This is a genomic window from Streptomyces sp. SirexAA-E (assembly GCF_000177195.2).
Taxonomy (GTDB): Bacteria; Actinomycetota; Actinomycetes; order Streptomycetales; family Streptomycetaceae; genus Streptomyces; species Streptomyces flavovirens.
The window spans coordinates 5,516,500-5,542,027 of sequence record NC_015953.1; the positions used below are offsets into that span (position 1 = coordinate 5,516,500).

Annotated in this window: 21 protein-coding genes and 1 pseudogene; 13 read left to right on the forward strand and 9 right to left on the reverse strand. The window is 71.6% G+C overall.

The annotated features are described in order from the left end of the window. Position 1: 1 nt before the first annotated feature. The 4 genes from SACTE_RS24680 (at position 2) to SACTE_RS24695 (ending at position 6,685) form a co-directional block, all read left to right on the forward strand. The gene (locus tag SACTE_RS24680) at positions 2-1,921 is read left to right on the forward strand and encodes an IucA/IucC family protein (RefSeq protein ID WP_014048738.1); all 1,920 of its coding nucleotides are present in this window, start codon (positions 2-4) and stop codon (positions 1,919-1,921) included. A gap of 40 nt (positions 1,922-1,961) precedes the next feature. After that, a complete protein-coding gene (locus tag SACTE_RS24685) occupies positions 1,962-2,687 on the forward strand; it encodes a GNAT family N-acetyltransferase (RefSeq protein ID WP_014048739.1) in 726 nt (241 codons plus the stop codon). 60 nt (positions 2,688-2,747) lie between these two features. Then, entirely contained in the window at positions 2,748-4,595 is a 1,848-nt protein-coding gene (locus tag SACTE_RS24690; protein WP_014048740.1) for an IucA/IucC family siderophore biosynthesis protein, read from the forward strand. A gap of 122 nt (positions 4,596-4,717) precedes the next feature. Beyond that, a complete protein-coding gene (locus SACTE_RS24695) occupies positions 4,718-6,685 on the forward strand; it encodes an ATP-dependent DNA helicase (protein WP_014048741.1) in 1,968 nt (655 codons plus the stop codon). A 186-nt stretch (positions 6,686-6,871) separates the two neighbouring features. Here SACTE_RS24695 and lexA read toward each other — a convergent pair whose 3' ends face one another. Further along, entirely contained in the window at positions 6,872-7,669 is a 798-nt protein-coding gene (gene lexA, locus SACTE_RS24700) for a transcriptional repressor LexA (protein WP_014048742.1), read from the reverse strand. A gap of 540 nt (positions 7,670-8,209) precedes the next feature. Between lexA and nrdR the strand changes: the two genes are divergently transcribed. Beyond that, the gene (gene nrdR / locus SACTE_RS24705) at positions 8,210-8,719 is read left to right on the forward strand and encodes a transcriptional regulator NrdR (protein WP_014048743.1); all 510 of its coding nucleotides are present in this window, start codon (positions 8,210-8,212) and stop codon (positions 8,717-8,719) included. A 161-nt stretch (positions 8,720-8,880) separates the two neighbouring features. Continuing rightward, positions 8,881-11,796 (forward strand): vitamin B12-dependent ribonucleotide reductase, encoded by a 2,916-nt coding sequence (locus tag SACTE_RS24710; protein WP_014048744.1) that lies wholly within the window; start codon positions 8,881-8,883, stop codon positions 11,794-11,796. Between the two features lie 124 nt (positions 11,797-11,920). Here the strand turns inward: SACTE_RS24710 and SACTE_RS24715 are convergent, their stop codons facing one another. Then, positions 11,921-12,451 carry a TerD family protein gene (locus tag SACTE_RS24715; protein WP_014048745.1) on the reverse strand — a complete coding sequence of 177 codons (531 nt, stop codon included), beginning with the start codon at positions 12,449-12,451 and terminating at the stop codon, positions 11,921-11,923. A 231-nt stretch (positions 12,452-12,682) separates the two neighbouring features. Here SACTE_RS24715 and SACTE_RS24720 point away from each other — a divergent pair, with 231 nt between their 5' ends. The 6 genes from SACTE_RS24720 (at position 12,683) to SACTE_RS24745 (ending at position 18,484) form a co-directional block, all read left to right on the forward strand. Next, complete coding sequence (locus tag SACTE_RS24720; RefSeq protein WP_019993279.1) at positions 12,683-13,288, forward strand: YdbC family protein; 606 nt, start codon at positions 12,683-12,685, stop codon at positions 13,286-13,288. Between the two features lie 100 nt (positions 13,289-13,388). Beyond that, positions 13,389-14,048 carry a histidine phosphatase family protein gene (locus SACTE_RS24725; RefSeq protein WP_014048747.1) on the forward strand — a complete coding sequence of 220 codons (660 nt, stop codon included), beginning with the start codon at positions 13,389-13,391 and terminating at the stop codon, positions 14,046-14,048. A 12-nt stretch (positions 14,049-14,060) separates the two neighbouring features. Then, positions 14,061-14,969: an ADP-ribosylglycohydrolase family protein gene (locus SACTE_RS24730; RefSeq protein ID WP_014048748.1), complete on the forward strand. Its 909-nt coding sequence runs from the start codon at positions 14,061-14,063 to the stop codon at positions 14,967-14,969. Between the two features lie 227 nt (positions 14,970-15,196). Next, the gene (locus tag SACTE_RS24735) at positions 15,197-17,002 is read left to right on the forward strand and encodes a DUF4173 domain-containing protein (protein WP_014048749.1); all 1,806 of its coding nucleotides are present in this window, start codon (positions 15,197-15,199) and stop codon (positions 17,000-17,002) included. Between the two features lie 77 nt (positions 17,003-17,079). Next, positions 17,080-17,790, forward strand: coding sequence for a ribonuclease HII (locus SACTE_RS24740; protein WP_014048750.1), 711 nt, complete (start codon positions 17,080-17,082; stop codon positions 17,788-17,790). Between the two features lie 55 nt (positions 17,791-17,845). Further along, positions 17,846-18,484 carry a hypothetical protein gene (locus SACTE_RS24745; protein WP_014048751.1) on the forward strand — a complete coding sequence of 213 codons (639 nt, stop codon included), beginning with the start codon at positions 17,846-17,848 and terminating at the stop codon, positions 18,482-18,484. A gap of 75 nt (positions 18,485-18,559) precedes the next feature. Here the strand turns inward: SACTE_RS24745 and SACTE_RS24750 are convergent, their stop codons facing one another. The 6 genes from SACTE_RS24750 to SACTE_RS24775 form a co-directional block, all read right to left on the reverse strand. Beyond that, the gene (locus SACTE_RS24750) at positions 18,560-19,201 is read right to left on the reverse strand and encodes a hypothetical protein (RefSeq protein ID WP_014048752.1); all 642 of its coding nucleotides are present in this window, start codon (positions 19,199-19,201) and stop codon (positions 18,560-18,562) included. Between the two features lie 274 nt (positions 19,202-19,475). Continuing rightward, positions 19,476-20,183, reverse strand: a complete 708-nt coding sequence (locus SACTE_RS24755) for a M24 family metallopeptidase (protein ID WP_014048753.1) — start codon at positions 20,181-20,183, stop codon at positions 19,476-19,478. 164 nt (positions 20,184-20,347) lie between these two features. Next, positions 20,348-20,992: a molybdopterin-dependent oxidoreductase gene (locus SACTE_RS24760; protein ID WP_014048754.1), complete on the reverse strand. Its 645-nt coding sequence runs from the start codon at positions 20,990-20,992 to the stop codon at positions 20,348-20,350. Between the two features lie 112 nt (positions 20,993-21,104). Further along, complete coding sequence (locus tag SACTE_RS24765; protein WP_014048755.1) at positions 21,105-21,779, reverse strand: pyridoxal 5'-phosphate synthase; 675 nt, start codon at positions 21,777-21,779, stop codon at positions 21,105-21,107. A 38-nt stretch (positions 21,780-21,817) separates the two neighbouring features. Continuing rightward, complete coding sequence (locus tag SACTE_RS24770) at positions 21,818-22,417, reverse strand: TetR/AcrR family transcriptional regulator (RefSeq protein ID WP_019993284.1); 600 nt, start codon at positions 22,415-22,417, stop codon at positions 21,818-21,820. Positions 22,418-22,694: 277 nt separating this feature from the next. Further along, on the reverse strand, positions 22,695-23,582 hold the full coding sequence (locus tag SACTE_RS24775; protein ID WP_014048757.1) for an SDR family NAD(P)-dependent oxidoreductase: 888 nt from the start codon (positions 23,580-23,582) through the stop codon (positions 22,695-22,697). A 368-nt stretch (positions 23,583-23,950) separates the two neighbouring features. On the opposite strand from SACTE_RS24775, the gene SACTE_RS24780 reads away from it, so the two are divergent. Next, a complete protein-coding gene (locus SACTE_RS24780; RefSeq protein ID WP_019993286.1) occupies positions 23,951-24,994 on the forward strand; it encodes a sodium:calcium antiporter in 1,044 nt (347 codons plus the stop codon). 66 nt (positions 24,995-25,060) lie between these two features. Here SACTE_RS24780 and eno read toward each other — a convergent pair. Further along, positions 25,061-25,297 (reverse strand): annotated as a pseudogene (eno, locus tag SACTE_RS35175) (phosphopyruvate hydratase); the annotation flags it as partial. Between the last annotated feature and the right edge of the window lie 231 nt (positions 25,298-25,528).

A 25,528-nucleotide genomic window follows, 5' to 3' on the forward strand; every position in this document is an offset into this window, starting at 1 on the left:
CGTGAACCCCACCCCTGCACCCGAGGCCGACGGCCCCCTCACCAGCCAGCAGCGAGGAGCGGAACTGCCGGACGGCGACGTCGCCGTCGAACCGGCGACGGTGCCGCGTCAGAAATCCGGCCCCGGTGCGACGCCGCGCACCCCGGAGGCCACCGGCGCGGCCCAGGAGCACCCGTCCGGCGCCCCAGAATCGCTCGACAAACCGGACGTACTCGACGATCCCGACCCGTCCCGCGCCGCCGACCACGCGGGCACCGAGAACCTGTTGCGGTGCTGGATCCGGGAGAACGACCTGCCCCGGCCCGAGGGCGGCACCCTGCGCGTCCCCCTGCCCGCCACCGGCACCGCTCTGCTCGTCCCGGTCAGGCACTGGTCGGCGACCGGCTGGCACCGCCTGGACACCCCCGTCCTGGAGAGCGCGCCGGCCGGTGCCCCGGGCGTCGACGCCGTCACCGTGGCCGCCCTCCTCGGGCGCGAGAGCGGCCGGAACGCGGGTACGGACCTGGTGGCCCGGGTCGCCGACTCGGTCCGCCAGACCACCCTCTTCCTCACCGAACGCCGCCGGCAGCCCGCCGCCGCCCCTGAGGCCGACCTCTTCCTCACCGCCGAACAGGCGCTCCTCCTCGGCCATCCCCTGCACCCCACGCCCAAGAGCCGCGAAGGCCTCTCCGAGTCCGAAACCGCCCACTACTCACCCGAGTTGCGCGGATCCTTCCCGTTGCACTGGCTGGCCGTCGACCGGTCGGTCCTCGCCACCGAGTCGTCCTGGGTCCAGGACGGCCACGCGGTCACCGCCGAGGAACTCCTCGCCCCCCACACCGAGGGGCTCAGGCTGCCGGACGGCACCGCCCCCCTCCCCCTGCACCCCTGGCAGGCGGCGGAGCTCACGCGGCGGCCGGACGTGGTGGCCCTGCTGGAGAAGGGCCTCCTGCACGACCTGGGTCCCTACGGCGACCACTGGCACCCCACGTCCTCCGTACGCACCGTGCACCGGCCCGGCGCGGGCGTCATGCTCAAGCTGTCCCTGGGCGTCCGTATCACCAACTCCCGCCGGGAGAACCTCCGCAAGGAACTCCACCGGGGCGTAGAGGTCCACCGGCTGCTGGAGACGGGGCTGGCGCGGCAGTGGCACCGGGCCCACCCCGGCTTCGACATCGTCCGCGACCCCGCGTGGCTCGCCGTCGACGCCCCCGACGGCGGCCCCGTCCGCGGCCTCGACGTGATGCTCCGTCACAATCCCTTCGCGACGACCGACGACGCCGTGTGCATCGCCGGGCTCACCGCACCACGTCCCTGGCCCGGCCGCACCGGCACCTACTCCCGGCTCGCGGACCTCGTCTCCCGTCTCGCCGCACGCACCGGACGCACCACCCAGGCGGTCTGCGTGGAGTGGTTCCGGCGCTATCTGGACAAGGTCATCCGCCCCGTGATCTGGTTGGACGCCACGGCGGGCGTCGCCCTCGAAGCGCACCAGCAGAACACGCTGGTCCTCCTCGACACGGACGGCTGGCCGGCCGGCGGCAGGTATCGCGACAACCAGGGGTACTACTTCCGTGAGTCCCACCGCACCGCTCTGGAGCACCGGCTTCCGGGCATCGGCGCCGTCAGCGACACCTTCGTCACCGACGCCGTCACCGACGAGCGGCTCGCCTACTACCTGGGCATCAACAACGTCTTCGGGCTCATCGGGGCCTTCGGCTCCCAGCGTCTGGCCGACGAGCAGGCACTCCTCGCCGCGCTGCGCTCGTTCCTCCAGGAGACCGAGGCACTGGGCTCGTCGCTGCCCGGACACCTGCTCACCACCGGGCAACTCCGGTGCAAGGCCAACATGCTGACCAGGCTGCACGGCCTCGACGAACTGGTCGGCCCGGTCGACACCCAGTCCGTCTACGTCACCATCGCCAACCCGCTCCGCGCCTGACGGATCTCACCAGCCGACCCCACGAGAGGAGAGCGTCACGGTGGACCAGGCCGATGCGCGCCCCGAGGCCGCCGACGGAGCGGGACCGGCCGGTGGCACGGGGGGCGAAGACACCCTGGAACTACGGCTCACGGAGGAACTGCTCGCCGTTCTCGGGGACGTGCCCCAGTCGTCCGGCGTGCGCCGGGGCGCCTTCGATCTCGTCGGTGACCCGGCCGCGTGGCCCCCGGTCACCACCTCCGCCGGGGAGTTCCGGCTCGTCCCGGTGGAGCTCGCACGCGACCTGGGCGTGCTCACCCGCTGGATGAACGACCCCGCCGTGGCCGCGTTCTGGGAGCTCGCCGGGCCCGAGTCCGTCACCGCCGACCATCTGAGCCGGCAGCTGGCCGGGGACGGCCGCAGCGTCCCCTGCCTCGGTGTCCTGGGCGGCAGGCCGATGAGCTACTGGGAGATCTACCGCGCCGACCTGGACCCGCTGGCCCGTCACTACCCCTCCCGGCCCCACGACATCGGCGTCCACCTCCTCGTCGGAGGCGTCGCCAACCGGGGCCGGGGCAACGGCACCGTGCTGCTGAGGGCCGTCTGCGACCTCGTGCTCGACAACCACCCGCTCTGCGCCCGGGTCGTCGCGGAGCCGGACCTGCGCAACACTCCGTCCGTCGCCGCCTTCCTCGGCGCCGGATTCCGCTTCTCCGCAGAAGTGGAACTGCCCGGCAAGCGAGCCGCCCTGATGATCAGAGAGCGAGCCCACCGTGCACAGCTGTGACCAACGCGCCCTCATATCCGTCCCGCTCGAACCCCATCGGTCCCACCCGGAGGTGTCCCCGTGCCGACATACCCTGCGCGCCACGACTCGGCCGAACCGTTCCCCGCACACGACACCCCGGAGCTGACCGGGGCGGTCTGGGACCGGGTCTCGGCGCGGCTGCTCGCGAAGATGCTCGGCGAGTTCGCCTACGAGGAGGTCGTCGAGCCCGCACCGGACCCGGCCGACCCCGGGCGCTACACCCTTCCGCTCGACGACGGCGCGACCCTGGGCTTCCGGGCCCGGCGCGGTGTGTACGGCAGCTGGCGCGTCGACCCCGACTCGGTCTCGGCGACCGGCGGAGCCGGGGAGGACGGCCCGGACGACGCCGGCACACCGTTCCGGGACCCGCTGGCCTTCCTCGTCAGGTCCCGCCGCCTCCTCGCGCTCGACGGGGCCACCCTCGGCCACCTGGTGCGGGAGCTCACCGCCACCCTGGCCGCCGACGCCCGGCTCGCCCACACGGCGCTCGGCGCGGACCGGCTCGCGGACCTCCCGTACGCCGAACTGGAGGGGCACCAGACGGGCCACCCGTGGCTCGTGGCGAACAAGGGCCGGCTCGGGTTCTCCGCCACCGACGCGGCCCGGTTCACCCCGGAGGCGCGTACGGCCACCACACTGCCCTGGATCGCCGTCAGCACCCGCATAGCCCGCTACCGGGGCGTGGCCCGCCTGGCGACTCCGGAAGCCCTCTACTCCCGCGAGCTCGACGCGACCGTGCGGGACTCCTTCGCCGGCATCCTGCGTGCCCGGGGGCTCGACCCCGCGGCCTATCTGTTCCTCCCGGTCCATCCCTGGCAGTGGGACGAGTGGATCGTCCCCCTCTTCGCCCCCGCCATCGCCGCCGGCGACATCGTGCCCCTGCACAGCGACGACGACCTCCGGCTCCCGCAGCAGTCCATCCGCACCTTCAGCAACGTCCGACGGCCCGACCGGCACACGGTCAAGCTGCCGCTGTCGATCCTGAACACCCTCGTCTACCGCGGGCTGCCGACCGAGCGCACCCTCGCCGCCCCGGCGGTCACCGCCTGGGTCCAGGGCCTGTGCGACGGCGACCCCTTCCTCCGGGACACCTGCGGGGTCATCCTGCTCGGCGAGGTCGCCTCGGTGTCCGTCGAGCACCCGCTGTACGACCACCTCCCCGAGGCGCCCTACCAGTTCAAGGAGATCCTCGGCACGATCTGGCGGGAGCCGCTGCCGCCCCGGCTCGCGCCCGGCGAACGGGCCCGCACCCTGGCCTCCCTGCTCCACACGGACCCCGGGGGCCGGGCCTTCACCGCCGAGCTGGTCGCCCGCTCCGGGCTCACCCCGCAGACCTGGCTGACCCGCCTCTTCGCCGCGCTGCTGCCTCCGCTCCTGCACTTCCTCTACCGGTACGGCACGGTGTTCTCCCCGCACGGCGAGAACGCCATCGTCGTGTTCGACGCGAACGACGTGCCGGTGCGCCTCGCCATCAAGGACTTCGTCGACGACGTCAACGTCAGCGCCCGCCACCTGCCCGAACACGACTCGATGCCGGAGGAGGTCCGGCGCACCCTGCTGACCGAAGAGCCCGGATTCCTCACCCAGTTCATCCACTCGGGGCTCTTCGTCGGCGTCTTCCGCTATCTGTCGCCGCTCTGCGAGGAGCAACTGGGCGTCACGGAGGACGAATTCTGGTCACTCGTCCGCGCCGAGATCCTCCGCCACCACGCCCGCTTCCCCGAACTCAAGGAGCGGTTCGAGATCTTCGACATGCTGACCCCGACCATCGAGCGCCTCTGCCTCAACCGTAACCGTCTGCATGTGGACGGTTACCGCGACCGACCGGAACGCCCGCACGCCGCGGTCCACGGCCGTGTTCCCAACCCGCTCCACCCGTCCGCGTGAATCCGCCCCTCCCCGCCGACGGGGTCCCCGGCAGGCCCCCGGCTCCTCCTGCGGGTCCGGTCCCGCACGGGCGTCCGGGAGTGAGCGGCGTTGTCGGTGGGGAGCCGTAGGGTGGACGCGCTATGACGAAGCCATCTCTCCCCGAGCTCCTCCACGCCGCCGTCACCGCCGTCGGCGGTACGGAACGGCCCGGCCAGGCCGCCATGGCCGGGGCCGTCGCCGAGGCCGTCGACGACAACGCCCACCTGCTGGTCCAGGCCGGCACCGGCACGGGCAAGTCCCTCGGGTACCTGGTGCCCGCGCTGGCCCACGGGGAGCGCGTCGTCGTGGCGACCGCGACCCTGGCCCTCCAGCGCCAGCTGGTGGAGCGGGACCTTCCGCGTACGGTCGAGGCGCTCCATCCGCTGCTGCGCCGCCGCCCCCAGTTCGCCATGCTCAAGGGCCGGTCGAACTACCTCTGCCTGCACCGGCTCCACGAGGGGGTCCCGCAGGACGAGGAGGACGGGCTGTTCGACCAGTTCGAGGCGGCCGCGCCCTCCAGCAAGCTGGGCCAGGACCTGCTGCGCATGCGCGACTGGGCGGACGACACGGAGACCGGGGACCGGGACGACCTCACCCCTGGCGTCTCCGACCGGGCCTGGGCCCAGGTCTCGGTCTCCTCGCGCGAGTGCCTGGGTGCGACGAAGTGCGCGTACGGCGCCGAGTGCTTCGCCGAGACGGCGCGGGAGCGGGCCAAGCTCGCCGACGTCGTCGTCACCAACCACGCCCTGCTCGCCATCGACGCCATCGAGGGCGCCCCCGTCCTCCCGCAGCACGAGGTGCTGATCGTCGACGAGGCCCATGAGCTGGTCTCGCGGGTCACCGGGGTGGCCACCGGCGAGCTCACCCCCGGCCAGGTGAACCGAGCGGTGCGCCGTGCGGCCAAGTTGGTCAACGAGAAGGCGGCCGACGCCCTGCAGACGGCGTCGGAGGGGTTCGAGCGGGTCATGGAGCTCGCGCTGCCGGGGCGCCTGGAGGAGGTGCCGGAGGACCTCGGCTACGCCTTGATGGCGCTGCGCGACGCGGCCCGTACGGTGATCTCCGCCCTGGGCTCCACCCGGGACAAGTCGGTGCAGGACGAGGACGCCGTGCGCAAGCAGGCGATGGCGTCGGTCGAGTCCATCCACAGTGTCGCCGAGCGCATCACCCAGGGGTCCGAGTACGACGTCGTCTGGTACGAGCGCCATGACCGCTTCGGCGCCTCGGTGCGGGTCGCCCCGCTCTCGGTGTCCGGGCTGCTCCGCGAGAAGCTCTTCACGGAGCGTTCGGTGGTCCTGACCTCGGCCACGCTCAAGCTGGGCGGCGACTTCAACGGGGTGGGGGCGTCGCTCGGCCTCGCCCCGGAGGGCACGGCCGGTGACGACGTCCCGCAGTGGAAGGGGCTGGACGTAGGATCCCCGTTCGACTATCCGAAGCAGGGCATCCTGTACGTCGCCCGGCACCTGGCCACACCCGGGCGCGAGGGGTCCCGCACGGACATGCTGGACGAGCTCGCCGATTTGGTGGAGGCGGCCGGGGGCCGCACCCTGGGCCTCTTCTCGTCGATGCGCGCGGCGCAGGCGGCGGCGGAGGAGCTGCGCGGCCGGCAGGACAGGCCGATTCTCCTGCAGGGCGAGGAGACGCTCGGGGAGCTGATCAAGAACTTCGCCGCAGACCCGGAGACCTGCCTCTTCGGCACGCTGTCGCTCTGGCAGGGCGTCGATGTCCCGGGGCCGAGCTGCCAGCTCGTCGTCATGGACCGGATCCCCTTCCCCCGGCCGGACGACCCGCTGATGAGCGCGCGCCAGAAGGCGGTCGAGGAAGCGGGGGGCAACGGCTTCATGGCGGTCGCGGCCACGCACGCGGCGCTGCTGATGGCCCAGGGCGCGGGGCGGCTCGTCCGCGCCACGGGGGACAAGGGTGTGGTCGCCGTGCTCGACCCACGGCTGGCCAACGCCCGGTACGGGAGCTATCTGCGAGCCTCGCTGCCCGACTTCTGGTACACCACGGACCGCAACCAGGTGCGGCGCTCCCTCGCGGCGATCGACGCGGCGGCGAAGGCTGCCCCGTAGGCGGGAGCGGGGAGGGCCGGAGGCCCGACGGCGTAGCCGGGGAGGGCAGGGGCCCGAGGGCGTGGGCAGAGGGCATTACCGAGGCGCGGCGTCCCCGGACGCCGCGCAGCCCGGCGCGTGCCTCCTCGAACAGGCCCTGGGAACGGCGGTACGGAGGCCCAGGGCCCGAGGTGAGGGCAGCAGCCTTCACACGCGCCGGAGGACCGCCACGACCTTGCCGAGAATGGTCGCCTCGTCACCCGGGATGGGCTGGTAGGCGGAGTTGTGCGGGAGCAGCCACACATGGCCGTCCTCCCGCTTGAAGCGCTTGACGGTGGCCTCGCCGTCCAGCATGGCGGCCACGATGTCGCCGTTCTCCGCGACGGGCTGGCGACGCACGGTGACCCAGTCGCCGTCCATGATCGCGGCCTCGATCATCGAATCACCGACGACCTTGAGGACGAACAGCTCACCGTCGCCGACGAGCTGGCGGGGGAGCGGGAAGACGTCCTCGACCGACTCCTCCGCGAGGATCGGGCCGCCGGCCGCGATCCGGCCGACCAGGGGGACGTACGAAGCGGCGGGCTTGCCGGTCGTGTCCGTCGGCTGGGTGCTGGGCTGGTCCGATCCGCGCACCTCGTATGCCCTCGGGCGGTGCGGGTCGCGGCGCAGGAAACCCTTACGCTCGAGGGCCATCAGCTGGTGGGCGACGGACGAGGTGCTGGACAGCCCCACCGCCTGACCGATCTCCCGCATCGACGGCGGGTACCCGCGCCGCTGCACCGAGTCCCGGATGACCTCGATCACGCGCCGCTGGCGGTCGGTGAGCCCCGAACTGTCCGCCCGGATCCCTGGGGGCCTTCCGGGCAAGGACCTCGCGGGTCGCGCGGGCTCTGGCCCCTCCGGGTTCATGGCTGCGTCATTCATGGCATGCACCGGCTCAAGTCGGCTCTGGGAGCGGTGGTCCTGGGCGGTGATGGTGGCACTGTCAGCGGTGGTGGTCACGTCGGCCCCTCTCGAGTGTTCTCCCTAGTTAGGCAACGGTAGTAGCTTTCGAAAGGTTGCGCCAAACACACGTTCGAGTGAAAAACGAATAAAGGCCTGTCGCGGGTGTGCCGCGAGGTGTATGCGGTGACCTCGCCGACGGCGCCCCCGGGACGGGGCCTCCGGAGCCCGGCGTGGGGGCTCCGCGCACCCGCTTCCGGGGTGCCCCGAGCGCCGGTACGGGGACCGGTGCGGGCCCCCTCCGGGGTCCCGCGCCAGTCTGCCACCCCGGGGACCCGCGATCGGATCGGGCATGCGTTTCACGTACCCTCGTGCCGGGCCGTACGCTGCCCCCCGAACGACCTGGGGAGTGCGACACGCCCCAGGGCGCCACTGCGGCAAAACCCTAGATCTAGTGGTTGGATTGCCGCGCACACCTAGAAGTAGTGGTCCCGGGTCTTTCGGGGCCGGATCCATCGCCTATGCTTACTGCTGCCCGGACAGGTCCGTGACGGACCTGACAAGGCTATTCAGTCGTGCCGTGAAGGAGGGTTCGGAGACATGCACTGCCCCTTCTGCAGGCACCCCGACAGCCGGGTCGTCGACAGCCGCACCACGGACGACGGGACGTCGATCCGACGGCGGCGCCAGTGCCCCGACTGCACGCGCCGCTTCACCACGGTGGAGACCTGCTCGCTGATGGTGGTCAAGCGCAGTGGCGTGACCGAGCCCTTCAGCCGGACCAAGGTCATCTCCGGCGTTCGCAAGGCCTGCCAGGGGCGCCCCGTCACCGAGGACGCCCTCGCGAAGCTGGGCCAGCGGGTCGAGGAGGCGGTGCGGGCCACCGGAAGCGCCGAGCTGACCACGCACGACGTGGGTCTGGCCATACTCGGTCCCCTGCAGGAACTCGACCTGGTGGCCTACCTGCGCTTCGCGTCCGTGTACCGGGCGTTCAACTCGCTCGACGACTTCGAGGCGGCCATCGCGGAACTCCGCGAGCAGCGGCCACCCACGGGGGAGCGGGGGAGCGGAGAGACCCTCGAAGCCCCCGCCGCCGTCGCCGCCGACTGATTGACGGGGCCTGCTCAGGACAGGGGCGGGCCGGACCGGCGGTAGGCGTTACAAGACCTGCTCCGCGGCGCTGTGCGTGGCGCCGCGAGCATCAGACACACACTGTGCCCTGGGAAGAACTGGGCACTTCAGGGCGTTTTTGCCCATATATGGGAGGCGGCATGACAGAGACGGCGAGCGGCCCGGCACGAGGTTCCCGCACCAAGGGAGCCAAGTCGACTGCGAACAAGCAGGGTCTGCGCATCGAGCGCATCCACACCACCCCCGGCGTGCATCCGTACGACGAGGTGGCGTGGGAGCGCCGTGACGTCGTCATGACCAATTGGCGCGACGGCTCGATCAACTTCGAGCAGCGTGGCGTCGAGTTCCCCGACTTCTGGTCGGTGAACGCGGTCAACATCGTCACCAGCAAGTACTTCCGGGGGGCCGTCGGCACGCCGCAGCGGGAAACCGGTCTGCGGCAGCTGATCGACCGGATCGTGAAGACGTACCGGAAGGCCGGCGAGGACTACAACTACTTCGCCTCCCCCGCCGACGCGGAGATCTTCGAGCACGAGCTGGCGTACGCCCTCCTGCACCAGATCTTCAGCTTCAACTCCCCGGTCTGGTTCAACGTCGGCACGCCCCAGCCGCAGCAGGTCTCGGCCTGCTTCATCCTGGCCGTCGACGACTCCATGGAGTCGATCCTCGACTGGTACAAGGAAGAGGGGATGATCTTCAAGGGCGGCTCCGGGGCCGGCCTGAACCTCTCCCGCATCCGTTCCTCCAAGGAACTCCTCTCCTCGGGCGGCAACGCCTCCGGTCCGGTCTCCTTCATGCGCGGTGCCGACGCCTCCGCCGGAACGATCAAGTCCGGTGGCGCCACCCGCCGCGCGGCCAAGATGGTCATCCTCGACGTCGACCACCCCGACATCGAGAACTTCATCGAGACCAAGGTGAAGGAGGAGGAGAAGATCCGCGCCCTGCGCGACGCGGGCTTCGACATGGACCTGGGCGGCGACGACATCACGTCCGTCCAGTACCAGAACGCCAACAACTCGGTCCGCGTGAACGACGAGTTCATGAAGGCCGTCGAGTCCGGCGGGAAGTTCGGCCTGCGCGCCCGTATGACCGGCGACGTCATCGAAGAGGTCGAGGCCAAGTCCCTCTTCCGCAAGATGGCCGAGGCCGCCTGGGCCTGCGCCGACCCGGGCATCCAGTACGACGACACGATCAACGCCTGGCACACCTGCCCGGAGTCCGGCCGGATCAACGGCTCGAACCCGTGCAGCGAGTACATGCACCTGGACAACACCTCGTGCAACCTGGCCTCGCTGAACCTGATGAAGTTCCTCAAGGACGACGGCGAAGGACACCAGTCCTTCGAGGCCGAGCGCTTCGCCAAGGTCGTCGAGCTGGTCATCACCGCGATGGACATCTCGATCTGCTTCGCGGACTTCCCGACCCAGAAGATCGGCGAGAACACCCGCGCCTTCCGCCAGCTCGGCATCGGCTACGCCAACCTCGGCGCCCTGCTGATGGCGACCGGCCATGCCTACGACAGCGACGGCGGCCGCTCGCTCGCCGGTGCCATCACCTCCCTGATGACCGGCACCTCCTACCGCCGCTCCGCCGAGCTCGCCGCGGTCGTCGGCCCGTACGACGGCTACGCCCGCAACGCGGAGCCGCACCAGCGCGTCATGAAGCAGCACTCCGACGCCAACGCCACGGCCGTCCGCGTGGACGACCTGGACTCGCCGGTCTGGGCCGCCGCCACGGAGGCCTGGCAGGACGTTCTCCGCCTCGGCGCCAAGAACGGCTTCCGCAACTCGCAGGCCTCGGTCATCGCCCCGACCGGCACCATCGGTCTCGCGATGTCCTGCGACACCACCGGCCTGGAGCCCGACCTCGCCCTGGTCAAGTTCAAGAAGCTGGTCGGCGGCGGCTCGATGCAGATCGTCAACGGCACGGTCCCGCAGGCACTGCGCCGCCTCGGCTACCAGGCGGAGCAGATCGAGGCGATCGTCGCCCACATCGCCGAGAACGGCAATGTGATCGACGCCCCGAGCCTCAAGACCGAGCACTACGAGGTCTTCGACTGCGCCATGGGCGAGCGTTCCATCTCGGCCATGGGCCACGTCCGGATGATGGCGGCGATCCAGCCGTGGATCTCCGGCGCGCTGTCCAAGACGGTGAACCTGCCGGAGACGGCCACCGTCGAGGACGTCGAGGAGGTCTACTTCGAGGCGTGGAAGATGGGCGTCAAGGCGCTCGCCATCTACCGCGACAACTGCAAGGTCGGCCAGCCCCTCTCCACCAAGAAGTGGGAGGAGAAGAAGGACGAGGTCACGGCCAAGACCGAGGACACCATCCGTGCCGCGGTCGAGAAGGTCGTCGAGTACCGCCCCGTCCGCAAGCGTCTGCCCAAGGGCCGTCCCGGCATCACCACCTCCTTCACGGTGGGCGGCGCCGAGGGCTACATGACCGCCAACTCCTACCCGGACGACGGTCTCGGTGAGGTCTTCCTGAAGATGTCCAAGCAGGGCTCGACCCTCGCGGGCATGATGGACGCCTTCTCGATCGCGGTCTCCGTCGGTCTGCAGTACGGCGTGCCGCTGGAGACCTACGTCTCCAAGTTCACCAACATGCGCTTCGAGCCGGCCGGTATGACGGACGACCCGGACGTGCGGATGGCGCAGTCGATCGTCGACTACATCTTCCGTCGCCTGGCGCTCGACTTCCTGCCCTTCGAGACGCGCTCCGCGCTCGGCATCCACTCCGCCGAGGAGCGCCAGCGTCACCTGGACACCGGTTCGTACGAGCCGGCGTACGGGGAGGGCGAGGGTGACGTCGACGTGGAGAGCCTGGCCCAGTCCGCGCCCGTGCAGGCCGAGCCGCTCAAGACGGTCACGGTGACCGAGGACGGAGCCGCGGCGCAGCCCGCTCCCCGGACGGCGCACACGTCGGCGGAACTGGTGGAGATGCAGCTCGGCATCAGTGCCGATGCCCCGCTCTGCTTCTCCTGCGGTACGAAGATGCAGCGCGCCGGCTCCTGCTACATCTGCGAGGGCTGCGGCTCGACCAGCGGTTGCAGCTGACTCGGGAAGACGCCGGACGCACCGTCCGGCGTAGCCCGTACGCGTAGCTGACCAGCGACACCATGAAGGGGACCGGCCCACGGCCGGTCCCCTTCATGTTCCCGCGTGCGGACGGGGCCCGGCGTCAGCCGGCCCGGCCGCCCATCGCCGCGGCGAACGCCTCCGGGTCGGCGTCGAAGCCGCGGACGGCGTCACGGAACCCCCAGGCGCCCGCCGAGTCCCGGGTGAACTCGGCGACGACGGCGGCCGTGGCGGCGGACACCCGTGAGAAGTCGTCCTCGAACAGGGTGGTGTACCCCTCGAGGATCTCCACCGCCGTGTTCTCCACCTCGCCGAAGGTCTTGCGCCCGTCCCGCTGCTGGATCGCGACACCGACGACGACCCTGGAGTACGTCTCCGACAGCCGGTTCAGTTCGAGCGTCATCACCTCGTCGAAGCCGAAGCCCTGCCCGGTCCTGCTGTCGCGGTTCAACGTGATCGTGCCGTCAGGTGACCTGCTGTCGAAGTGCACGAGGTAGGCGGGGCTGCCGAACGGTGCGTCGGCCGTGTACGTGGCCGCGATGATGTCGAGGTCGTTGGCGGGTTCACCGGTCTCGCTGGGATCCCATTTGATCCGCACCTCTACCTTGTCGATGTCCTTGTTGGGGGTGCTCATCCGGACTTCCCTCCTTGCCGCTGGCCGACGCCCTACGGATGGCGCCGCTGCGCAGGCCGGCCGCTTCCACCACAGATGATGTCGGTAACGCTGCGTGGATCCAACCGTGTTGGCTCCCTGCGGCGGATTCGGGCCATCGCATGGCCGAGGATGATCGGTGGAGCCGTCGCCGCCGGCCCAGGACCGGGACGGGCGTGACGCGCGCCACGGCAAGCCCCGTACGATGGCGCGGTGCTGGTCAAGTGGATGCGCTGCACCGTGGTGGACCGTCGAGGCTTCGAACAAGGGCAGCGTAAGTGGGCCGAGCTGCTCGGCGAGCCCGGATTCCGGGGGCAGGGCGGTGGGTGGAGCCGGGGTCGCCCCGATGTCGCCCACGTCTTCGCCTTCTGGGAGAACCGCGTCTTCTACGACTCGTTCATGGCCCGCGGCCACGACCGGCTGGCCGCCGACCAGTCCGGCACGTACACCGACCCTCAGGTCAAACTCTTCGAGTACCGGTTCGACGTGAAGACGGGATTCGAGCCGCACTTCACCGACGCGGACGTGGTCCGGGTCGCCCACAGCCGGGTGCGCGAGGACCGGGTCGAGCACTTCGCGCTCATGCAGGAGAAGGTCTGGAACCCCGCCATGGCGGGTTCCCCCGGCATGCTGCGTGGGATCTTCGGCGAGGCGCCGGGGCGTGAGTTCCTGGTCCTCTCGATGTGGCAGTCCAGCGCCGAGCGCGGCAAGTACCGCCCGGAGGGCGCCGCCCGCCTGTCGGCCCGCGCGGAGACCGAGAGGGACGTCGAGGCTCTGACCGGCGACGCGGTGGAGCTCGAGCCGTCCTGGACGGTGTGACGGCCCCTCGCCGGCCGCTCCGCGCGTTTCCTTGGTCACATACGCCGCGTGACTCCCGCACGACTGCTCGATCACGCCGGTCGCCCTCTAGGGTCGGTACATGGCACGACCGCAGCGCATCGTTCTCGTCCGGCACGGCGAGTCCCAGGGCAACTCCGACGACTCGGTGTACGAACGTGAACCCGACCACGCCCTGGGGCTGACGGCGAAGGGACTGCGCCAGGCCCGGAAGACCGGCGCCGAGCTGCGCGAGGTCTTCGGGGAGGAGCGGGTCAGTGTCTTCGTGTCCCCCTACCGCCGCACCCACGAGACGCTCGCCGCGTTCGGTCTCGACCCGGAGCGCATACGGATCCGGGAGGAGCCGAGGCTGCGGGAACAGGACTGGGGCAACTGGCAGGACCGGGAGGACGTGAGGCTGCAGAAGGCCTACCGGGACGCGTACGGGCACTTCTTCTACCGCTTCGCCCAGGGTGAGTCCGGTGCGGACGTGTACGACCGGGTCGACGCCTTCCTGGAGAGCCTGCACCGCAGCTTCGAGACCAACGACCACTTCCAGAACGTCCTGCTGGTCACCCACGGCCTGACCATGCGCCTGTTCTGCATGCGCTGGTTCCACTGGTCGGTGGCGGAGTTCGAGTCGCTCTCCAATCCCGGGAACGGCGAGACGAGGACGCTGCTGCTCGGACCGGACGGCCGCTACACGCTCGACCGGCCGTTCGTGCGGTGGCGTACCCCCGAGCCGTACGGCCCCACCGGATAGAGTGGCCGGGCGATGACCCCTGATTCCGCTACCGACAGGCGCTTCGAACGCGCCCTGGCCAGCCTGCGTGGACTGTCCGTGGGGGACGCCCTCGGCTCCCAGTTCTTCGTCCCGGCCAACTATCCGCTGCTCAAGGAACGACAGCTGCCGCCCGGCCCGTGGCAGTGGACCGACGACACCGAGATGGCGTGCTCGGTGCTGGCCGTACTGGCCACGCACCACCGCGTCGACCAGGACGCGCTCGCCGGCTCGTTCGCCCGGCACCACGACTTCGACCGGGGCTACGGGCCCGCGGTGAACCGTCTGCTGCGACTGGTCAGGGAGGGCGGCGACTGGCGTCAGCTGGCGTCCGCGCTCTTCCAGGGGCAGGGGTCCTGGGGCAACGGCTCCGCCATGCGCATCGCGCCCCTGGGCGCCTGGTACGCGGACGACCCGGAGCAGGCCACGCACCAGGCCGAGATCTCCTCGTACACCACCCACCAGCACCGGGAAGCCGTCGTGGGCGCGATGGCCGTGGCGGCGGCCGCGGCGCTCGTCGCCGCCCCCGGGGGCCCGCCGACGCCGGAGGCGCTGCTCGACGGCGTCGTGGCGCTGGTACCGCGCAGCGCGGTCGGGGCGGGACTGCGCAGGGCGCGCGACATGCTCGACTACCAGGACGCGGGGACGGTCGCGGCGGTGCTCGGCAACGGGCGCCGTACGAGCGCGCACGACACCGTGCCGTTCGCCCTGTGGTCGGCCGCCCGAAGCCTCGGCGACTTCGAGGAGGCGTTCTGGGTGACCGCCCAGGCCGGCGGCGACGTGGACACCACCTGCGCGATCGTCGGCGGCGTCGTCTCGTCGGGCGCGGCGGGCGCCCCTCCGCCCGCGTGGCTGGCCGGGACGGAGCACCTGCCCGACTGGCTCCCCAGGACGGCCGCCTGACTCGGGGACGCGGACCTGTACCGCCTCGCGTCCGATGTCCCGGATGTGCCGCCCCCCTGTGTCACGGTCCTGCCACAGCCGATTCCGGGCGGGATGACGGCGTCGGCACGCGGCTACTCTTTCGGCCACACCATGCCCAGTGATCTTGAGGCGTGAGTCGATGAGACGCCGGGGACGCTGTGGGCCGCGTGGCCGCACGGGGGGACCTCGGTGGGGGGAGGGGTCCCATGACCGATCGTTCGTCCGAAGCAGCCGCTGCGCCCGGTACGCCGCCGCACTCCGGCGAGCCCGACGCGCCGGAGCCCGTAGTCGAGGCCCCGGGGCCGGCCGTGTCCCGGGGAGGTGTTCCGGCTCAGGGCGCGGACCCGTCCGGGGGCGAGGAGCCGTCGGAAGACCCAGGTTCGTTCGAGGACTCCGGCCCCGACATCCCGGACGTCCCGGCCTACCTCAAGGCTCCGCCGCCCCCGGACGACCCGTGGCGGCGCCGCTCCCAGGGGAAGCCGCGCGGTCTCCTGACCCGGCTGCGTCCCTCCGGACCGTCGGCGATCGGCCTCGCCACGCTCTGGTCGGCTCTCGCCACGGGGCTGCTCAGCGCGCTGCTGCTCGGTGACGGCCTGGGCCTCAATCTGCTGCTCGTGGCGGTGCCCGCCGCGCTGGCCGCCCATTTCGCCGCGCGGGCGGCGGGCCGCAGGCTCCGGCCCTGGACCGCCGTCTGGGCGGTCGGCGGTCTGGCGCTCCTGGCGATACCGGCACTCCGGGACGCGGGCTGGCCGACGTTCCTCGCCGTGGTCTCCGCCCTCGCCGTCGGTTCGCTCGCCCTGCACGGCGGCCGTAGCTGGCCGGGCGTGCTCCTGGGCTCCTGGGGACTGTTCACCTCGGTCGCCGCAGGGGTCCGCTGGGGATGGCGCGGGGTGCGCGACCGGGCGGACGGCTCCCGGGGCCGGTTGGGCACCGCGGTGCGCAGCGCGGCCGTCGCCCTCGCCCTGCTGGTCGTGTTCGGCGCGCTCTTCGCCGGCGCGGACGCCGCCTTCGCCGACCTGCTGAACAGTCTCACCCCGGACGTGACGCTCGGCGGCGGTCCCTGGCAGGCCCTGTTGTTCGTGCTGGGGCTCCTCGGCTCCCTCGCGGCCGCGTACACCGCGGCCGCGCCGGCGCGCTGGGACACCCTCACGGTCAAGCCGGGCCGGGCCCGCAGGAGGGCCGAGTGGGCCGTCCCGCTCATCGTGCTCGACCTGCTCTTCGCGGTCTTCCTCGGACTCCAGCTCGTCGTCCTGCTCGGCGGGTACGACAAGGTGTTGGAGAAGACGGGCCTCACCCCGGCCGCCTACGCGCGTGAGGGCTTCTGGCAGCTCCTGTGGGCCACGGTGCTCACCCTGGTCGTCATCGCACTCGCTCTGCGCTGGGCGCCGCGAGGCGGCCCCCGGGACCGCGCTCTCGTCCGGAGCGTCCTCGGTGCCCTGTGTGTCCTCACCCTCGTCGTCGTCGCCTCGGCGCTACGCCGCATGGGCCTCTACGTGGAGGCGTTCGGCCTCACCCGGCTGCGGATCTCCGTGGCCGCGGTGGAGCTCTGGCTCGGCGTCGTGCTCGTCCTCATCCTCCTGGCGGGCGTCTTCGGCGCCTGGCTGCTGCCGCGGGCCGTCGCCGTGAGCGCGGCCGCGGGCGTGCTCGTCTTCGGACTGGTCTCGCCCGACGGGCTCATCGCGGACCAGAACGTCGGACGCCACGACAAGGGCATGGCGATCGACATCGACTACCTCCGCGACCTGTCGGCCGACGCGGTACCGGCGCTGGACACCTTGCCCGAGCCGCTGCGCTCCTGTGCGCTGGAACGGATCCAGCGCACCCTCGCCACCTCGGACGCACCTTGGTACGCCACCAGTTGGGGTGAGGCGAGGGCCCGGGACGTCCTGGCGGCGAACCCGGCCCGGTCCCACGGTGCCGACTGCCTCGCCCTCGCCCGGAGTGCCGACGAGCGCGGCGACCGGGGCGGGACCGAGGACGAGCGGGGCGACGACGGCGACGCGAACCCCTAGGACTTCCCTTCCCGCGCCGCCCGAGGGTGCCCCCGGGGTGTTCTTGCCGTGCCCGTCGGCGTACCCTGGCAGGCGCCATGCCGTACGAACCACCCACGCACACCGTCGAGCGCTCACTGCGCGCCACTTCCGGTGCCAAGACCGTCGCCGGTGTCGACGAGGTCGGACGCGGAGCGTGGGCGGGCCCCGTGACCGTGTGCGCGGCCGTCACCGGTCTCCGCCGACCCCCTGAGGGCCTCACCGACTCCAAGCTGATCAGTCCCAAGCGCCGTGCCGAACTCGCGCCTGTGCTCGAGAGCTGGGTCACCGCCTTCGGGCTCGGTCACGCCTCGCCGGAGGAGATCGACGACCTCGGCATGACCGCCGCGCTCCGTCTCGCGGCGGTCAGGGCCCTCGACGCGCTGCCCGTCCGGCCGGACGCGGTGATACTCGACGGCAAGCACGACTACCTCGGAGACCCCTGGAAGGTCCGCACGGTGATCAAGGGCGACCAGTCCTGCATCGCCGTCGCAGCGGCCTCGGTGATCGCCAAGGTACGCCGGGACACGATGATGGCCGAACTCGGCGCGGATTCCGACCGGTACGCAGACTTCGCCTTCGGCGCGAACGCCGGTTATCCGTCACCGGTTCACCGGGCCGCGCTGGAGGAGTGGGGGCCCACGCCTCACCACCGCCTCAGCTGGTCCTATCTCGACGCGCTGCCCAAGTGGCAGCACCTGAAGAAGGTCCGTTTCTCCGCCGAGGCGGCTGCACTGGAAAGCGGGGGCCAGCTCGGCTTCGATTTCTGATCGCAAGGCGTATCCCATCCGGCGTGAAACGCCGGCGTTCGACAGACAACCATTCATGCCTCTCATCCCCGAGGAGCCTCCGATTCCCGAGAGTGCCCAGGGTCCCCGCGTCACACCGGCCGCCGGCCGCACCGCGCCGACCCCCCGCCCCGTACCCGGACCGCGTTCCGCGGCCACGCCGCGTCCCGGACATCCCGGCCCCGGCCCCGCACGGCCCGCGCCCCCGGCGCAGCGCCAGAATCCCGCACCCACCCCGTCCGCGACGGCCCGCCCGGCCCGGCGCGACCGGCCGGAGAACCGTTCCGCGGCGCAGCTCCAGCTGATCCCCGCCCCTGCGGGCGGCGCGCTCGACGCCGCCGAGGAGGCCGTGGACCTGCTGCTCGACTCCGGTCGCGCGCCCGGTGACATCCTGGTGCTCACCACGGGTGAACAGCACCCCTGGGCCGTCCACGAACTCTCCTTCGGAGAGAGCGCGTACTGGGCCCAGCACGACGCCGGTGACGACGTCTTCTTCGCTCACGTCTCGCACGCCGGGCGTTGCGACCGGCGTTCGGTCGTCGTCGTGGCCGTCAACAGCGGCATCGACGAGCCGACCGCCCGTGCGCTGGCGGTCGCCCGCGAGCGTGCGGGCGCGCTGCTGATCGCGTGCGGTGACCCGCAGAAGATCAACGCCGCGCTCGGCGCGGGCGTCTGACCCGAGCCCGTCCCGGTCCCGGCCGTCCGTGAGGGCGTCCGGGACCGTCCGCGTGATCCGGGAGTCAGGCCCCGCTCACCGGGCGGCGGTCCGCCTCAGCGCCTCCGACGCACCGCCCCCGGTGCGTACCGGCCCCGGGTCGTCCTCGGCCGAGAGTTCGGCGAGAGAGGCCGGTGGCGACACCGAACTGGGCCTGCGGCCGCCCCTGCCCTCGCCCAGAACCTGCCAACCGCCCCGGGTGAGCGTGATGTACGACCCGCAGCGCAGGCCGTGCAGCGTGCAGGCATCCCTCAGGCCCCACATCCACGCCCCGTCCTCCTCCGTCCACCGCTCGTCCCCTTCGCGGCAGTAGAGCAGTACGGCCGTACGCACCGGGGTCCGGCGGCGCAGGTCGTGCGGGACGACGCGGCGCAGGTGGGCCAGCAGCTCGTTGCGGAACTCCCAGCCGTCCGCGGCCACGGTGGTCCGGCGGGTGAACGAGGCGCTGGCGGTGAGCCGTTCCTCGTGGTCGAGGACGGCGACGACCGCCATGTCAGGGGTCGGCCGGTGCCGTGCGTGCAGGCCGCTGACGACCTCGCGGGGACTGCGCAGAAGAGGTATTCCGGCGGCCGCCCATTCGGCGGGTTCGAGCATGCGGGCAAGGTTGTTGACGGAGCCCGCGGACACCGGGGACGCAGACAGCGACGTGGCTGCGGACGGAGCGAATCCGAAGGTCATGGTCCTCCCTTCGCTACGCGCCCACGGTGCGGGCAGGATCGAGTGAGGGCGCGCCGCGGCACAGCCCTTCCGGGCCCGCGAAAAGACCGTGCGGGGAGCGAGTCCAATTCTTCCTGTCGTACCGGCAGGCGGCAACGAGCAATTGATGCGGCTGACGGGTATCAGGCGGAATGACACGGATATCCCTCCCGATATCCTTGCCCGTTCGCACAGCCGTCAAGCACTGGTAAAGACCCGGACGACGAGGACCTGCCGCGGGCGGCCCTCGCGGAGGTCAGGCCAGATCCAGCAACTGCTCGTAGAAACCGCCGAACCCGCGTCGCCTGTCCACGAAGTGCAGTTCGAGGATCCAGTGACAGGTCCGCCCCCTTCGGTCGGTACGCCGCAGCGGTGTGGCGTTGTCCGGGGTGATGTAGGAATCCGCCTTGGCGCCGTCGTTCGTCTCGTGCGGGAACTCGCCCACGAGATGTCCGGTGTGCCAGATGCCGATCTCCCAGCCGGCCTCGCCCGCCAGCCTCTCGACCTCGGCGTACAACTGGCGGCCGGTGATGTCCGGGTCGGCCGCGAACACCGCGCGCCCGGCGTCGAAGACGCGCGGCAGGTCCCGCAGCAGCCGGTGCTTGTCCGGATCGTCGCCGAAGACGTAGGTGCGTCCGAAGTCCGCCTCGTACTCCTCGAAGATCGGGCCGAAGTCCGCGAAGGCGATGTCGTCCTCGCCGATGAGGCGGTCGGGCGGGTTGTCCCGGTAGGGGAGCAGCGTGTTCGGCCCGGAACGGATGATCCGCTTGTGCCAGTGCTTGGTCGTGCCGAACATGTCGTTGGCCAGGTCCCGGATACGGTCGCTCGCCTCGCGCTCCCCGACGCCGGGGGCGACCAGTCCGCGCGCCTCCGCCTCGGCGAACAGAGCGACGGCCTTCTCCTGCGCCGCCACCAGTCCCGCGGCCCGCCGGGCCTCATCCGGTCCGGAAAGATCAGACGTCATGTCGTGGCCCCCTGTGGTCTTCGTGTCGTGGCGCCCCGCCGGCGCGACGGTTCGGCCGGTGCGGGAACCGGTCCAAGAGTGGCGTTCGCACCGATCGCGGCGGTGCCGGAACGACGCGTGCGCCATCCTAATCCGGCAGGCGCCGGCGATCCGGTGAGCGGGCGTCAGCCGCCTGCCCGTGAGGCGTCGTCCTCGTCGTCCTGGTAGCTGTATCGCTTCCCGGTCCGGACCTCCCCGACGGGGTGATAGCCCCGTTCCTCCCAGAAGCCGGGACGGTCCGCGGTCAGGTACTCGATGCCGCGGAGCCATTTGGCGCTCTTGTAGCCGTAGAGGTGCGGGACGACCATGCGGAGCGGGGAGCCGTGTTCGGCGGTGAGGGGTTCGCCGCCGCGATGCGTGGCGAGGAGGGTCGTGGCGGCGGTGAAGTCGCGGAGCCGCAGGTTGGCGCTGTAGCCGTACTCGGCCCAGACCATCACGTGCGTGACACCGGGGGCCGGAGGTGCCAGCCGGAGAAGCGTGCCGGCCGGGACGCCGAACCATTCGTGGCCGGTCGAGGTGGTCCCCGTCGCGCAGTGCAGATCGGCGACGACCGTCGTACGCGGCAGCGCGGTGACCTCGTCCCAGCTCCAGCTGTAGGCGGCCGCCCGTGCCGTGGCACCGAAGACCTTCAGGTCCCAGCGGTCGGGACGGAACCGGGGCACCGGCCCGTAGTGGGAGACCGGCCAGCCCGCCACCCTGCGCTGCCCCGGCGGTAGTTGGCCGGACGCCCGCAGCGGGGGCGGGGGCTGGTCCGGACGGTCACTTCCCACGGAACGATCAACTCCCTGCGGGTGGTACGGCGGGTGCGGAACGCACTTCACGGGTTGGCGGGCGAGGCGGGAGCTGGGACGCATCTCGGACGGGCATTCTTCCGCAACCGCCTTATGGCCACAGCAGGTGCCGCTCCCAGGGGGCGCCGGCCGCGTCGCGTTCGTACCGCAGGCGGGTGTGGACGCGGCTCGCGTCCGCCTGCCAGAACTCGACCGTCACCGGGACGAGCGTGTGCAAAGTCCAGGCCTTCGCGACCAGGGTGGGGTCCTTCTCCACGCGGCTCAGCGACTCCTTGACGGCACGGTCCCTTTCGGCGACGTCGTCGAGGTGCCGGCTCTGGCGGCCCACCAGGGACTCGGCCCGTGCCGAGGCGGAGCGCGCGAGGAAGTCCGCGGCGCCGCGCTCGGCCGGCTCGGCGATCACGGGGCCGCGCACTCTGACCTGGCGTCCGAGAGCGGGCCAGTAGAAGGTGAGGGCCGCACTCGGCCGTGCGGCCAGCTGCCGCCCCTTGGGGCTGTCGGCGTGCGCCGCGAACTGCCAGCCGTCCGCGTCGACGTTCTTGAGGATCAGCACCCGGGCCCAGGGGTCTCCGTGCTCGTCCACCGTGGAGACCGTCATCGCGTGGGGGTCGGGCAGCCGTGCCTCGACCGCCTCGGTCAGCCAGGAGAGAAAGAGGTCCACCGGGTCGTCCGGTGCGGCGCCGGGGTCGAACGCGGCGAGTGGGCCGGCGAAGACCTCCAGGCCCCTCAACCACGCCCGTACGTCTCGTGCAGTGCTGTCGCCCACCGCGTCCTCCGTGTCCCGGCGCCCTTGTCGGTGCGACCCTAGCGGGCCGGGTACGGGTCCTGAGGGGTGCGCCGCTCGCACAGGCCTTCCAGCAGCGCGGTCAGATAGCGGCGAGCGGTATCGGCGCGGACGGCCGGGTCGCCGCCGTGGACACTCGCGGCGTAGGCGATTCCGCACATGAGCGGGACCAGGTCGCCGGAGGTCAGGTCGGCGCGCACCACCCCGGCGTCGCGGGCCCGGTCGAGCAGCCGCCCGCCTACCGACCACAGGGACTGCTTCAGTTCGGTGGTGCGCGGCAGGGTGTCCGTGGGGGCGGAGGTGACCATCGACAGGGAGGCGTCGGTGACCTGAGCCTCGACGGTGCGGGTCAGGAAGCCGACGAAGGCTCGTCCGGGGTCCTCGGCGGCCAGAGCCTGCTCGCCTTGGGCGGTGAGTTCCTCCAGACACGGGGTGGCGACGGTCTCCAGCAGCGCCTCGGCGGTGGGGAAGTGGCGGTATACGGTGCCGACGCCCAGCTGGGCCCGCCGGGCGACGTCGTTCAGCTGGAGGGGTGTGCCCTCGTCCACGAGACCACGGGCCACGGCGACGATCCGTTCCCAGTTCCGGGCGGCGTCCTTGCGCAGGGGTGCGGTCGTCATGGGGGCGAGTTTAATCGGATGGGTCATCCGCATCACTGCCGTACGCATGGGGCATCTGCGATCACTGTAGTGCGCATGGGGCATCCGCATCACTGTGGTGCGCATGGGGCATCCGCATCACTGTGGTGCGCATGGGGCATCCGCATCACTGTGGTGCGCAGACGGGCTCTCGCCCTTCTCGCCGCGACGCGCCGACGTTCGTGGTCCGCGGGCGTGAGCGGGGTGGTGCGCCGGCACCGGCCCTGCCCGGCCCGGCCCGGTCGTGCCGGGCCCTGCTTCAGGCCCCGCTGTCGGTCCTGATCGGTGCGAGGCGTTCGCTCAGGCGGCGGACCGCTTCGGCGACCCGGGGGTCGGTCGCCGAACGGGAGGGGGCGACCGGATACGCCTGGGGCCCTATGACGAGACCGGTCCGGCCGGTCAGCGAGCCGTCGGTCGCGGCGAAGACGGAGGGCTTGGCCGCCACGGACGCCGGGCCCGAGGTCGAGCGTTCGAACTTCCGCCTGACCAGCGGCCAGAACAGCCGCAGCCCCGGCGAGACGATTTTCGGGTCGAGCATGGTGCCGTTGGTCATCTCCGTCGCGGCGCCGCCGGGGTCCGCAGCGAAGACGGAGACTCCTGTGTCCTCCAGCCGGTCGGCCAGTTCCAGCGTGTAGGCGAGGTTGGCCAGCTTGGCGCGGCCGTACCAGTGGAAGCCGTAGTAGCCGCCCGGTGGGTCGACGGCGTCGAAGGTGCGCCGGGCGGCGACGATCGCACCCGAGGTGACGTTCACGATCCGGCTCGGCGCCCCGGCCCGCAGTGAGGGCAGCAGCAGTTCGGTCAGCAGGTACGGCGAGAGGTGGTTGACGGCGAACGACGCCTCGATGCCGTCCGCCGAGCTCTGCCGGTCGGGGAACATCGCCCCGACGTTGTTGACCAGCACCGTCAGCGGACCGTCGGCGGCGATCCGGTCGGCCAGGACACGGACCGCGTCGAGCGAGGCGAGGTCGGTGGACAGGAACCGGGCGGGGTGCGCCGGTGCCGTGGCGTTGATCCGCTCGACGGCCTGGGTACCGCGTTCGGCGTCGCGCCCGACGACCGTGACCGCGAGGCCGGTGGCGGCCAGGCCCACAGCGGTCTCCCACCCGATTCCCGCCGTTCCCGCCGTGACTACCGCTGTCCGCTTCATGGCATGCCCGTTCCAGCTATATGGATTATTTATCCGGTTGACGTCACCGTAGCATAAACGGATGGTCTATCCGTTTGGGGTGGTGGTGCTGCGAGACACGGTCCGCCGGCGCGGACCGTGCCGGTCCGCCTCCGCCTGGGTGTGCTGACGCCCCGCCGCCGGGGCGGGCGTCGGCGCGGCCGTACTACGCACGGGCCGTCGACATGCGGGAGTCCTTGCGGCTCCTGGCCGGCGGGCTCGTGCAGAATCCGTCGGGTGGGCGAGACCTGCGGCTTTTCGCCGACGACGCGTGGCCACCGAGGCGCCGCGGGCGTACGCCGGGTGCTGCCGCCCCGGTGCATGCGGTGCGGGAGAGTGGGGCGGTCGGTGTGATCCACGTCGTTCTGCTCGTCGTGTGCGCGGTGGCGATCTATCTCTCGTGCGAGTGGTTCGTCAACGCGGTGGAGTGGCTGGGGCGGCGTCTGGACGTCGGGAAGATGGCGGTCGGCACGATCCTGGCCGCGTTCGGGACCGCGCTGCCCGAATCGGTGGTCACCCTCGTCGCGGTCACCACGGGCGCCACCGAGGAGGCCAGGAACATCGGCGTCGGCGCGGCGATGGGCGGCCCGCTGGCGCTGTCCACGGTCGCCTACGGCGTGACCGGCGCGATGCTGCTGCTCAAGCGCCGCGAGCAGCGCCGCGCGGTCCCCGACACCGCAGGCGCGCCGGGCGCCGGCCCCCGTGCCGAGGCGCTGGGCGGCGAGAAGGACATGAAGCGGCTGGCCAAGGACCAGCAGTGGTTCCTGCCCGTCTTCGTCGTCAAGGTCGCCCTCGGCCTCGTCGCCTTCGCCTTCAAGCCCGTCCTGGGCCTGCTGTTCTTCGGTGTCTACGCCGTCTACTTCTGGCGCGAGATCCGCAGCGGCGACGACGGAGAGGAGGACGAGGAGCTGGAGCCGCTGAAACTCCGGCCCCGATCGGTCACGCCGCCCACCTGGGCGGTCGCGGCCCAGACCCTGGCCACGCTGGTCGTGATCTTCCTCGCGTCCCAGCTGTTCGTCCGGCAGCTCGACGCGATCGGCCCGATGCTCGGCCTCTCGACCGCCGTCACCGCGCTGCTCCTCTCGCCGATCGCGACGGAGCTGCCCGAGATCATGAACGCGATCATCTGGGTCCGCCAGGGAAAAACCCGGCTCGCCCTGGCGAACATCTCGGGCGCGATGATGATCCAGGCGACCGTCCCCAGCGGCCTCGGTCTGCTGTTCACCAGCTGGAGCTTCGACCACGCCCTGCTCTGGGCCGGACTGGTCACCATGGCCGCGATCGTCTATCTGCTGACGACGATGCGCGCCCACAGGCTCACCCCCGGGCGGCTGGCCGTGGCGGCCCTCTTCTACGTCGCCTTCGCTCTGGGACTCATCCCGCTCCTGGCCTGACGGCGCCCTTCGTACCGGAACGGCCGTCGGTGGCCCGGGCGCCTTTGCGGTCTCCCCGGGCAGGCCGAGGGTGTCCCTGCCCGCGTACCGGGCCCGGGCGCCGAGCTTCTCCGCAATCGCGCAGGAGTCGGTCGTACTACAGGGTCCGGTCCGACCGGGGCAGTGACCCGGTCTCGATCTGCCCACAACCGGTGGTCACCGCGAGGTCGGCGAGGGTGGCGTCCTCCGTCTCGCCCGAGCGGTGCGACATCACCACGGTGTAGCCCGCCCGGTCGCGGTGCCGACGGTGCCGAGGGTCTCGGTGGGCACAGACCGGTCCCCGAGCCGGCTCATGAGCAGCCGCCAGCCGCCAGCCGCCAGTCGTCGAGATCGTCCTCGGCCCTCGGGTCCTCGATCTGGCCACGGGAGAGTGGGTGACGAGTTCGGCGAGACGGGCGACGTGCTCCGCGGGGCGAGCGGCATATGCCCTCGCCCGCGGAGTCGGTACGGCGGCACGGCCGGTCGACCCGTCCGAGAGTTCGGCGTCCACCTCGA